The organism is Flavobacterium sp. KH_001 (genome assembly GCF_057840745.1).
In genome coordinates, this window is sequence record NZ_CM174520.1 from 411,432 (window position 1) to 423,937 (window position 12,506).

The following is a 12,506-nucleotide window of genomic DNA, read 5'->3' on the forward strand; positions in this document are numbered from 1 at the left end:
TGTGCTCACAAATTAAGTTGTAAGTTTTGTTATTTTTAATACGCATTCTTCTCTTGTCAAATTAACAAGATTTTTAGTCGGTTAAAAATTCCCAAAAAAGCGAAAAGGCGTTTAAAAAAACACCTTTTACTATTATCCATTTGATTTATATATTAAATCTTTATTTATCTAAAACTTCAAAAGCAGAGTTCATACTTTTAAATTCAGGTACAATTTTTTTCATTTTAGCAACAATATCATCATTGTCATAAAAATCTGCGATACCTATTAGTTCATCAATCTCGGTATGAAGATTTTCATACTCATCCTGAATTTCCTGCGCAATCATAATTTTATTATGATACGTTGGCAACGTTTTAGAAGTATCATTTAATAATTCCTCATATAATTTTTCTCCAGGTCTTAAACCAACTATTTTTATCTTGATTTCTTTCTCCGGAATAAATCCTGCCAATTTGATCATTTTTTTAGCCAGATCAATAATACGTACCGGCTTACCCATATCAAAGATGTAAATTTCACCTCCGTTACCCATAGCACCAGCTTCCAGCACTAGCTGACAAGCTTCGGGAATAGTCATAAAATATCGAATAATATCCTGATGCGTTATCGTAACAGGTCCTCCCTCGGCTATTTGCTTTGTAAATAATGGTACTACAGATCCATTTGATCCTAAAACATTTCCAAAACGCGTTGTAATAAACTTTGTTACACCACTTTCACCATTTTCTTTTTGATTTTTCAGGAATAAAGACTGTACATACTTTTCTGCTATTCGTTTACTCGCTCCCATCACATTGCTTGGATTGACGGCCTTGTCTGTTGAAACCATAACAAACTTTCTAACACGATATTTACAAGATAGGTCAGCTAAGTTTTTAGTTCCCTTAATATTGGTTAAGATTGCCTGTGATGGATTTTCTTCCATCAAAGGAACATGTTTGTATGCAGCAGCATGAAAAACAACATGAGGATTATAATTTTTAAAAACTTTTTCTAAAGCTTTTTTACTTTTCACATCAGCAATTACTGCAACAATTTTTGTTTGCGAATTCATTGCCAATGTCTCCAAACACAAATTATGAAGAGGTGTTTCGGCATGGTCAAGTATTATTACTACTTTCGGATTGAATCCCAAAACTTGCCTAACAATCTCGCTTCCGATAGATCCTGCCGCACCAGTAATAAGAATTGTTTTTTCTTTCAATTGCTTAGAAATAGACTTACTATCCAAAACAATTGGTTTTCTTTCTAGTAAATCTTCAATTTGAATATTTTTTACTTTTTGAGAAATCTCTTTTTGATTTTCCCAGTCCGATATCAATGGAACTGTATATACTCTGTAATTAAATTCCAAACATTGATCAACTATAATTAATTGTTCTTCTTTAGATAAACTTTTATCTGCGATAATTACTCCTTCAGCAGCTACAGAGCGCATTAAAGCGGGTAGCTTCTTTCTTAAAATCAAAATAGGTAAATCTAGCATTCGCTTAGATGCATTTTGATTGTTTTTATCCACAAAACCAACAATTTTAAATCTTGAAGGCGTTTCAAATTTCAAAGCATTTGCTACTGAAATAGCATTTGCGTCTGTTCCGTAGATTACGGTTCTTATTAGCTTAGAGTTGGTTTTTTCTGAAAAATATAATTCAAAAGTTTGTTTTACTATAACACGATATAAAAACAATCCACAGAAGGATAAAACCAGGTTAATGAAAAGAGCTGTATTTAAAAATGCTTTATGTCCTGTATATAATTCAAAAACTAAATTGAAAAATAAAAAGAACACCAAAACCGACATTTGAGAGAATAAAAGTTTTATTGCATCTATATAGGATGAGTGCCTAATAATACCTGAATAAGTCCTAAATAACCAAAAGAAAAATATATTCACAGCAATTAGACTTGCTACAAAATAAAAGTCGTAAGAAGTAATAATATAACCTAAAGCTGTTCCTTCAAACAGCATATAGGTAAACGTAAAAGAAAAAGCCAACACCAATACATCAATACCAATAATAATCCACCTAGGCAAATAACTAAGATTGTTAATCTGCGCTCTTAGATTCCTTGGAGAGAATGAATTATGCAATAAATCGGCTATTTTGGTCTGCTTATCTGTATTCAATTTGATTAGGTTTGATTCTGTAAATCTTGTATGTATTACAAAAATACAAATTAAAGGCTTTAATTACATATATAATGTGTGTAATTTAAATTTTACCCCCTTTTTTCTTCTGCTTCAAAAATTCAATTAGGTATGCTCCGTAACCCGATTTCACTAATGGCAGAGCTAATTCTTCTAATTGTAGATCATTTATAAATCCCTGCCTCCATGCAATTTCTTCAATACAGCCCACTTTTAATCCTTGTCTTTCTTCTAAAACCTGAACAAATTGCCCTGCCTGCATCAAGCTGTTAAACGTCCCTGTATCTAGCCAGGCTGTACCTCGACTCAAAATACCCACTTTTAAAGCTTCTCTTTCTAAGTATACTTTATTAACATCTGTAATTTCATATTCGCCACGAGCACTAGGCTTAATATTCTTTGCAATTTCTACTACAGAATTATCATAAAAATAAAGTCCTGGCACTGCGTAGCTGGATTTTGGTTCTGCTGGTTTTTCTTCAATTGAAATTGCTTTAAAATTTTCATCAAACTCTACGACTCCATAACGTTCAGGATCAGAAACGTGATAAGCAAAGACGACACCACCATTTGGTTTTGTATTCGATTTTAATAGTTCTTGCATATTAGATCCAAAGAATATATTATCGCCTAAAATCAAAGCTACATCATCAGACCCAATAAACTCTTCCCCTATTACAAAAGCCTGTGCCAATCCATTTGGAATTGCCTGCTCAGCATAACTAAATTTACAACCTAAACTAGATCCGTCTCCTAATAGCTTCTTAAAATTTGGTAAGTCATGAGGGGTAGAAATAATCAATATTTCATTAATTCCCGACATCATTAATGTTGACAATGGGTAATAAATCATTGGTTTATCGTAAACCGGCATCATTTGCTTGCTCATGGCAAGTGTTAAAGGATGTAAACGTGTGCCAGAGCCTCCAGCTAAAATTATTCCTTTCATAAACCTATTATCTTAAACGATTATATAAATATTTTTTTTAAACTTTCCTTGAAATCAGGCACTTTTACGGAATAAATTTTCTTGATTTTAGTCTTATCCAGTAGTGAAAATTCAGGACGTCTTGCAGGAGTTGGATAAGCAGCTGATGGAATACCAGTAATAGTACAGTCATATCCTCCCAATTCTTTTATACTCAATGCAAAATCATACCAACTTATTTCTCCTTCATTTGAATAATTAAATATTCCAGGAGTCCAATTTTCAGATTCAAGAATGATTATCATTGCCTGAGCTAAGTCCGCCGCATAGGTGGGAGAACCAACTTGATCATTTACTACACTAATTGCGTCTCTTTCCTGCATTAATCGTTGCATTGTTTTGACAAAATTATTACCAAACTTGCTATATACCCAAGAAGTCCTTAGAATTACGGAATCTGGGTTTTCTTTCAAACATACAATTTCACCTGCGAGCTTACTTTCCCCGTATACATTTATAGGTTTTGTTTCTGCTAACTCATCTAAAGCAATTGAAGAAGTTCCGTCAAAAACATAATCAGTAGAAATATGAATTAATTTCGCTTTATTTTCTAAGGCATATTTTGCAATCACTTCTACAGCTAAACTATTCACTGTAAAGGCAGTTTCTTTTTCAGTTTCTGCTTTATCAACTGCAGTATAAGCTCCGCAATTTAAGATTATATCAGGTTGAATTTCGTTTAGTTGCTTTTTAAGCAACTCTAAATTATCTAAAGAAGTCTCTTTTCGATCAGCAAATACCCAGTCATATTTTGGATATCCTTTTGCTAAAACTGCTAACTCCGATCCTAATTGTCCATTAGCACCTGTAACAAGAATTTTTTCCATTAAAATAAACTATTACAATTATCTATAAATGGAAGTACCTGGTCTTTTTCAGACACAATTGCTTCTTCTAAATTCATTCCCCAATCAATATTTAAGTACGGATCATCAAATTTAATTCCTCCCTCAGACGCTTTATTGTAAAATTGATCGCACTTATACATTACTGATGCCGTTTCGCTTATAACTGAGAACCCATGTGCAAAACCTTGAGGAACTAATAATTGTTTCTTATTTTCACCGGATAATAATATACTGAATGACTTTCCGTAGGTAGGTGAATCTTTTCTTAAATCTACAGCAACATCAATAATTTCACCTTGTAGTACTCGTACTAATTTAGTTTGTGCAAAAGGTGGGTTTTGATAATGCAAACCTCGCAAAGTACCTTTTTTTGAATACGATTGATTATCCTGAACAAAATCTATTTCAATTCCTAAATCTTGAAATTTAGTCTTACTGTAAGATTCGAAAAAATAACCTCTCTCATCTCCAAAGACCGTTGGCTCAACAATAACTAAATCTTTTATAAATGTTTCTTCAATTTTCATTTTATGATATATTCTTGATATTTACTTACAACTTAAAGAAAGTGTTGATCACTCCTTTGATTCTATTTTTATCGTCAGTAGTTAGATTTGTCCCAGATGGCATACATAACCCCTTGTCGAATAATTCTTCAGCAACCTTATTGCCATAATATGGATATTTAAAAAAAATGGGTTGTAAATGCATAGGTTTCCAAAGTGGGCGGCTTTCAATATTTTCTGCTTCAAAAGCTAATCTTAAACTTTCTCTGTTTTTATTATTCTTTTTATCCGGCTTAATCAAAATCGTATTTAACCAATAATTTGAAAAATAATCTCTCTGTCCTGCACCGACTTCAAACAGTTCAACACCACCCCCTATCGTATCAAAAATCCCCTTGTAAAATTGATGAACTTCGTGTTTGCGTTGAATATTATCTTCTATTATTTTCATTTGCCCCATACCAATGCCAGCGCAAATATTACTCATTCTGTAATTATAACCAATTTCGCTATGCTGATAATGAACAGCTTCATCTTTTGATTGAGTAGCATAAAAAACAGCTTTTTCTTTTATCTCTTTAGAATTAGAAATTAATGCCCCTCCACTAGAGGTCGTAATAATTTTGTTTCCATTAAACGATAAAATTCCAAAAGTTCCAAAAGTTCCACATTTTCTTCCTTTGTAATAACTCCCTAAAGCTTCCGCACTATCTTCGATAATTGGAATTTCGTACGCATCTGCGATCGCATGAATTTGTTCCACTTTATAAGGTGTGCCATATAAATGCACCGCAATTATAGCTTTGGGTTTTTTACCCTTTTTTATTCGGTCTCTTATAGCTATTTCTAAATTTTCAGGGCAAATATTCCAGGTTTCAGGTTCGCTATCTACAAAAACAGGAATTGCTCCCTGATACAAAATCGGATTTGCTGATGCTGAAAATGTCATCGTTTGACAAATTACCTCATCACCCGTTTTCACTCCTAACAAAATTAAGGCTAAATGAATTGCAGATGTTCCGGAATTCAATGCTGTAGCAAATTTCTGTTCACTTAAATAGTTTTGAAGTTCTCTTTCAAAATTATCAACATTTGGTCCCCCGGAAGTAATCCAATTTGTATTAATTGCTTCCTGAATATATTCTTGTTCAAAACCACTTGCTTGTGCTACCGATAAATATATTCTTGAATTATCCATTTAAAACCCAATAATCTGAGGGAAAACGTACGTCATCTTCTTTCACATTTGTTAATGGCAAAGTGGAAAATGACATTAATTTCGAATTACTTTCAAGTGTTTCGATTGCATTTGCATAACCTGCTGGAATATGAACTACTTTACTATCTGATGAAGATACATAAACTGTTTCAATATGTAAATTTCTGGAAGGATTTTCCCAATTATCAATTTCTACAAAGTGAATTTTAAAAGATCCACTTAAACAATAAAAATTTTTAGCATCTAATTTGTGTCCCTGCCAGGCACGAATAGGATTTTCATCAGAATTACTAATAATATAAAACCTTTCAATATCTCCAAAACTAAAATCATTTACGTATGAAATAGTTCCCCGATGATCTGAAAAGTTACCGCCCTGAATTATTTTCGGTTTCATGAATTTAATCTTAAATTATTTTCTCTTAAGAGATAAAATTTTAACGAGTACACCAAAAGCAAAGGGAAAATAACTATTACAAATAATAATATTTCATTTACTTTTTGATAGAGAGCAATTACTAAAATTGAAATTACTATCTGTGCCAATGCATAAAAAAGAGACACTAATCTATGCTGCACCTTGTATTCATTACTTAAGATCTGATAAAAATGCAAGCGATGTGCTTCAAAAATATTTTGCTTTAAATACAATCGATGTAAAATTGTACACACAGCATCAACACCATAAACAGCTAAAAACAACAACCAAATAAGTGAATTTGTTATTAAAACAAGCTTTAAAATGAGATAAATAACCCAAAAAGCAATTGCAATACTTCCTACATCCCCAGCAAAACATTTGGCTTTTTTTCTATAGTTAAAAAACAAAAAGACTAAGCTCGCAATCATTCCATATTTTATGAAACTACCATCTATAAAAAGTTGAATTTTAGAATTTATGTATAATAGCGATCCCAATACTACCAAAGTATACAATCCCGTAATTCCATTAATTCCGTCCATAAAATTGTACGCATTTATTAATCCGATTGCTAAAATATAGGCGGCAACAATTCCAAAAACAGGAACAGTATTGAATAACTCCAAATCATAAAAAATCAAAGTGATCGACAGAAAATGAATAGAAATCCTGATCTTATTGGATAAACTCTGAATATCATCCCAAAAACTCACCAAGCTTACTAACGTAATTCCCGTAAAAAAAAAGTAATTATCCTGAAAATGGCGTACGAAATAAAGTAACGCTGCAAACCAAAAAATGATTCCTCCTCCTCTTAACGTAATTTCAGTATGTGAACTTCTCTCGTTGGGTTTGTCGATAATATTAAAACGATCTGCAATTTTAAAATACAGAAGCATTAAAATCATTAAAAGTAATCCCAGTATTGTATATTCCATTATTTTTTTATAAAACTTTTGATTGTTTTTTCTAACCCTTGGCGCGCCGTCAATGGCATCTTATCAATTCCTATTGCCTGCTTTATCTTATAATTTGAAACCTTATAATTTTCAGTTAATTTCTTAACTGTTTCTGAGTTCAGCGGAAACTTCACTAAATCTCCGAGTTTAGCAATGTTATTAATAATAGTTTTCGGAACTGCTACAGACAAGTTTTTTTTATTTGAAACATCTGCAATTATTTTAACTAGCTCATTTGTTGACAAAACTTCATCATCAGCAAAATTATAGACTCCAGAAGGAATTTCTTGATTTTGAAGAATTTCTTTAATCAAAAAGTTAAGATTATCAATACCCAGAAATGATCTTTCATTGTAAAAAGCTGCTAGAGGATAAGGTATTCCTTTTTGAACCACATTGTATAATAAATTTAGATTCCCTTTATTTCCCGGACCATGAATCATACATGGTCTAATAATAAAAACTCTTTTATTATTAGGATTTTTTTTCGAAAGAATATATTCTTCGGCCAGTAGTTTTGATTGACCATAAGGTGTTTTTGGATTTGCTATTACATTTTCAGATAAAACTTCTAAAACTTCATCGGCAGCAGCTTTAACCGAACTCATAAATATAAAAACCGAAGCTTCTGATTCTAAAAAAGAATCAAATAATTGTTTAGTCAGTTCAAAATTAGCTTCAAAATATTCCGATGAATTAGAAACTTTTTTCAAATCATGTGCCTTACCCGACAAATGAATTACGGCATCTCCGTTAATATGAAATTTTTGATCTGGAAAAAAACGAGCAGACATTGGAATTATTTCATAGCTATCTTTCAAGTAACATTTAATATTCCTACCAACAAATCCCGATGAACCTGTAATTACAATTTTATTTTTCAAAATATAAAAAATTATTTTTTTGCACTTCTATAATTACTAATTCGTTTGGAAACATCTTGATTATCTGACTCAATTTGCAAATTTGATAAATCTGATTTATATAAATAAAAACCCATTTTATTTTGTTTATAGGCAGTACCGTTGACTTTTACTGTACCATCCAAAACAAAATCTTTATACTTATTTAAGACTAAACCTTGCAGAGATAATGCATTTCTTGATTTAATGTCATCATGATTTTGAATATCTATGGACACTTTTTTGTTTTTCATTCCTTCTAGGGATTGTAAAACTATCAATATCCCACTCCATTCGTTATTAAATGTAATTGGATTTGAAATAATTATATTATCTAATAAATCATCATTAGTATTCGGTTCTATATCTAATCCACTTTTCGGACTATTACCACAAGTATTAGCAAGCAATGGTGATACTATATTAATATTTACTCCGCATGTTACGGAAATACCATTACGTCTTACATCATTTACTACACTATTTATAATTTCTATTTGTTCACTACAATTTTTGTTTAACTTCCCTATGTAAATTCCGTCTCCCCAAGTTTTACTAACTTGTGGTCCAATTAACAAAATGTTTTTTGAACCTCTGATACTAATTCCAAATCCCCATTGTCCGGCTTTTCCAACATGAGTATATTTATCTCCTTCAATGTTGGCATAGTACACTTTTACATTATCTATTCCATTTAAATTTAAAATTTCATAATTAGTTAAATTATTAGGCTGAATAACCAATTTTGTTTTATTTTGAAATAATAAAACACTATTACTTTTTAATTTTATTCCTTTTGTATTAACTAAAATTGGAAAGTTCGGAAGCTTAACAATATCATTTTTATTAATAGCCTCCTGAATATAAAAAGTATAATCAACCGAACCATTTTTCACAAAGTTCTCAGGTAAATTTGCTTCGGCATCGTAAGCTTTTTTTAAAAAATCCTGATAATCGTTCTCATGCTTTGTGACATTTACTTGCTTATCAAAGAGCTCTTTGTACAAAGGAAGAACTTTGTAAGTTTGAGAAAACATGCCCACGGATTTTAAAATAATTATAAATAAAAAAACTTTTTTCATAAATTTTTATTTAAATTGATTAATTGTATTTGCATTAATCTTTTTCCTGTTTTTGTCATACATCCAACCCCATTTATTAAAATAATTAATGGCAGAATTAACAAAAATTTTAAAAAGCTTTTTGCTTTTATTTGCTCCTGATTCATAGCCATGATAAACATAAACTAATGGAAAATAAACTGTCTTATACTTTTCATTGACTCTTCTGGATATATCCCAGTCTTCAAAATACATAAAAAATCTATCATCATAAAATCCGATTTTTTGAAATATACTAAGCTTAAATAGGGTAAAACAGCCTGATAATATTGGTGCGGTGTAAACTACATCTGGATCAACAAATCTTAGTTCATAATTTTCAATAAAAGAATTATAATAGGATTTTGGCCTTTTAAATTTACGAATAAAAATATCAATTGGGCTTGGTAATAATTTAGGCAAATACTGAATAGTTCCATCTTCATTTAAGATTTTAGGCATTAACATACCAATATCTTTATTCTGAGCCATATATTCTACCATTCTATTTATTATATTGATTTGCGGGTCAATAATAATATCGGGATTAATAACAAAATGATATTCATAAAAGTTTTCTATTGCTTTTTTAAATGCAATATTATGTCCTTTACCAAAGCCTACATTTTCATTATTATGTATATATACTATATTTACATTTTCCTTTTCAAGTACTCTAAGACTATCATCATGTGAGTTATCTACTAAATAGAGCTTAACACTATTTTCAGATAAATAAATACTTTTTATTAAATTCTTTAAAGTGTCAAAATCAGAATGATAAAGCACTATACTTGCAGAAATTTTCATTAGTTATAATCAAATTTTAGTCCAGACCTTTTTTTCAAAATCATACGTTTTAACAACTTTTGCAGGTGATCCCACTGCAATGGAAAACTCTGGAATAGTTTTAGTTACTACCGACATTGCCCCAATAACACTCCCCTTCCCAATGGTAACCCCTGCTAAAATGCAAACAGACTCTCCTATCCAAACATTATCATTTATAATAACAGGTTTTGTTGATAATTTCCGATCATTTGGCTTGACTAGTGGATTATCTTGGTCAATGCCTGTGTAATTTCCGTGGTTCAGATCCGAAATAAATACTCGGCTCGCAATCAAAACATCATCTCCAATAACAACTTTTTCACCTGCAGCTATATGCACATAATCATTTAATTCAACATTTTTTCCAATAACTAAACAATCATGATTATTGTAATCTGTCGGAAATGCTTCAAGCCTGCAGCCAAATCCCGTGGTGAAATTTTCACCAATCTTAATAAATCTCTTATTTCTTATATCAAAAGGTAATCTTATTAATCTTGCTTTCGAAAAAAAAATTTTAGTATAAACAAGTGATACGAGTAATCTAGCAGAACCTAATAGTCCATATCTTTTTATCAATTCCATAATTTTACTTTCTTTGAATATAATTTAAAAAATATAAATGTTGGCAGATAAATAATCTTGGAGACTGTTTCTAACACATTTTTTCTGATGTTAAAGCTGCTACTATTCTCTAGAGAACTAACAATATTATTTCCAAAACCGCAATGCGCATACGCTAATTTCACTAACATATTCAATTTAACTCCCGGATAATTTAATTGCATGTTTTTTATTAGATTTTCATATAACTTCCCCTTTACATATAAATGAACGCGAGCCCTTTGTACTGCATTCCCTCCCGACCTTCTAACATATGTCAATACCTCTTTACATAGACCTAAGGGTTCAGTCATACCAATTAACATCCATAAATACCCATCTTGACCAAATCTCATGTTTTCCGAAAAACGAATATTACTATTAGTTCTTAAAAATTGAGTCAAAATCATTACGCAGGGGGTTCCAATTTTTAATGATGTAAAACAAAGAGGAAAGATGTTTCCACTATAATCTTCATTATTAATGATTGTTAGTTTTCTTTCTTCATCTTCATTATTAAAAACAGCATAAAGTGTATGACTCCAAACTACCTTGTGGTCCTCCATAAACTGAACTTGTCTTTCGAGTTTAGTAGGTAACCATAAATCATCTGAATCTAAAAAGGTAATGTATTTTCCTTTTGCGTTTTCAATGCCTATATTTCGAGCATAAGCGGGACCACTATTTTTAATTTCAAAATATACTATTCGATCTAAGTATTTTTTTTTAAAGTTAGTAAGATCCTCAGTTGAGCCATCATTAATTACAATGATTTCATAATCTGTATAAGTTTGATCAAAAACACTTTCCAATGCTTCTTCTAACCAATCTAAATGACTGTAAAACGGTATAATAACTGAAACCATATCTTAAGAATTTCCAATAACTAAATTATGTAATTGCTCAGCATGACTATACTTTTTATCCGCTAAATACTCTTTTATAGTCTGAGTTCCTTTTATAGCCATTTTTGCTTTATTATTATAATCAAGTAAAATAGATTCCAATATTTGAATTTGATTTTTTACATCTTTAGGTTTAATCTCCATACAGTTCACTTGATCAATCATTAAATAAGAAATTGTTCCAACAAAAGTAGTCACAATTGGCACTCCTAAAATCATTGCTTCATATAAAACCCTGGGAAATCCTTCGTGATGTGTGGGTAATATAAACAAATCTGCATTAAGAAAATGATTAGACAATTCAATCCTATCTGTTATAGTTCCTTTAAAATCGATATTGCTCTCAATTCCTAATTCTTTTGCAAAAACCTGTAACTTATTTAAATCAGAACCATCACCAATCATCGTTAACCTAATAGATAAATTTTTATGTTTCTCAATTAAAGCAGCTACACTTTCAACTAATTCGAAAACCCCTTTATCTTCAACCACTCTGCCAACATACAATAAGTTGTAATTTTCCTTAGAAGTATACATTCTATCTTCCACAATATCTTTCTCTCCTAATTCAATCATTGGTCGAATAGTAAAAGCCTTTCCTCCAAAACTTGTAATTAAATCAGTAAATTTTGGGGATATAGTATTTACGAATTGGGCTTTTTTGAATAAAATTTTAGATAAAGAAGAATCAAATCCCTGTTCTCCTCTTACATATAATCCAAATTTTTTTCTGTGCAAAATAGCACAAAAAGCTAAAAAAACACAAATTGGTCCAGGATAATATATATATATAAAATTAGACCTTCTAATTATATATTGAGCCTTAAAAAAAGCTTTTATATAGGCAAAATACCTATTTCTTCTTTTTACATTATAAATATTAAGCCCTTTATCATTAATATTATAATTTGCGAAGGTGTCATTCTTTTTTTGCAACATACTAAGTTGAAAAACATTGACTTTATTTCCTAAGTCTTTAACCTCAACAAAAAATTTTCCCGTCTCTTTATAAACAAGTAATTGTTGATCTTTTTCAAACATTACATTGTTATTTACAAGCATAAAATCCATA

General features: G+C 30.6%; 13 protein-coding genes. All 13 read right to left on the reverse strand.

Features of this window, described 5'->3' with window-relative positions:
* Positions 1-160: 160 nt before the first annotated feature.
* On the reverse strand, positions 161-2,131 hold the full coding sequence (locus tag AC3ITQ_RS01900) for a polysaccharide biosynthesis protein (protein ID WP_489236601.1): 1,971 nt from the start codon (positions 2,129-2,131) through the stop codon (positions 161-163).
* A gap of 85 nt (positions 2,132-2,216) precedes the next feature.
* Complete coding sequence (gene rfbA / locus AC3ITQ_RS01905) at positions 2,217-3,101, reverse strand: glucose-1-phosphate thymidylyltransferase RfbA (RefSeq protein WP_489236602.1); 885 nt, start codon at positions 3,099-3,101, stop codon at positions 2,217-2,219.
* Between the two features lie 20 nt (positions 3,102-3,121).
* Positions 3,122-3,967: a dTDP-4-dehydrorhamnose reductase gene (gene rfbD / locus AC3ITQ_RS01910; RefSeq protein ID WP_489236603.1), complete on the reverse strand. Its 846-nt coding sequence runs from the start codon at positions 3,965-3,967 to the stop codon at positions 3,122-3,124.
* Positions 3,967-4,515 carry a dTDP-4-dehydrorhamnose 3,5-epimerase gene (rfbC, locus tag AC3ITQ_RS01915; RefSeq protein WP_489236604.1) on the reverse strand — a complete coding sequence of 183 codons (549 nt, stop codon included), beginning with the start codon at positions 4,513-4,515 and terminating at the stop codon, positions 3,967-3,969. Before rfbC ends, rfbD begins: the two co-directional genes overlap by 1 nt.
* A 25-nt stretch (positions 4,516-4,540) precedes the next feature.
* Positions 4,541-5,692: a DegT/DnrJ/EryC1/StrS family aminotransferase gene (locus tag AC3ITQ_RS01920; RefSeq protein WP_489236605.1), complete on the reverse strand. Its 1,152-nt coding sequence runs from the start codon at positions 5,690-5,692 to the stop codon at positions 4,541-4,543.
* A complete protein-coding gene (locus AC3ITQ_RS01925) occupies positions 5,685-6,110 on the reverse strand; it encodes a WxcM-like domain-containing protein (protein ID WP_489236606.1) in 426 nt (141 codons plus the stop codon). Before AC3ITQ_RS01925 ends, AC3ITQ_RS01920 begins: the two co-directional genes overlap by 8 nt.
* Entirely contained in the window at positions 6,107-7,072 is a 966-nt protein-coding gene (locus AC3ITQ_RS01930; RefSeq protein WP_489236607.1) for an MraY family glycosyltransferase, read from the reverse strand. The genes AC3ITQ_RS01925 and AC3ITQ_RS01930 overlap by 4 nt, the downstream gene beginning before the upstream one ends.
* Positions 7,072-7,977: an NAD-dependent epimerase/dehydratase family protein gene (locus AC3ITQ_RS01935; protein WP_489236608.1), complete on the reverse strand. Its 906-nt coding sequence runs from the start codon at positions 7,975-7,977 to the stop codon at positions 7,072-7,074. Before AC3ITQ_RS01935 ends, AC3ITQ_RS01930 begins: the two co-directional genes overlap by 1 nt.
* Before the next feature lie 11 nt (positions 7,978-7,988).
* On the reverse strand, positions 7,989-9,077 hold the full coding sequence (locus AC3ITQ_RS01940; protein ID WP_489236609.1) for a hypothetical protein: 1,089 nt from the start codon (positions 9,075-9,077) through the stop codon (positions 7,989-7,991).
* Positions 9,078-9,083: 6 nt separating this feature from the next.
* Positions 9,084-9,905 (reverse strand): glycosyltransferase, encoded by an 822-nt coding sequence (locus tag AC3ITQ_RS01945; RefSeq protein WP_489236610.1) that lies wholly within the window; start codon positions 9,903-9,905, stop codon positions 9,084-9,086.
* A 9-nt stretch (positions 9,906-9,914) separates the two neighbouring features.
* Positions 9,915-10,511, reverse strand: coding sequence for an LbetaH domain-containing protein (locus AC3ITQ_RS01950; protein ID WP_489236611.1), 597 nt, complete (start codon positions 10,509-10,511; stop codon positions 9,915-9,917).
* Positions 10,502-11,395 carry a glycosyltransferase family A protein gene (locus tag AC3ITQ_RS01955; RefSeq protein WP_489236612.1) on the reverse strand — a complete coding sequence of 298 codons (894 nt, stop codon included), beginning with the start codon at positions 11,393-11,395 and terminating at the stop codon, positions 10,502-10,504. The genes AC3ITQ_RS01950 and AC3ITQ_RS01955 overlap by 10 nt, the downstream gene beginning before the upstream one ends.
* Positions 11,396-11,398: 3 nt before the next feature.
* On the reverse strand, positions 11,399-12,505 hold the full coding sequence (locus AC3ITQ_RS01960; RefSeq protein ID WP_489236613.1) for a glycosyltransferase: 1,107 nt from the start codon (positions 12,503-12,505) through the stop codon (positions 11,399-11,401).
* Position 12,506 lies beyond the last annotated feature (1 nt).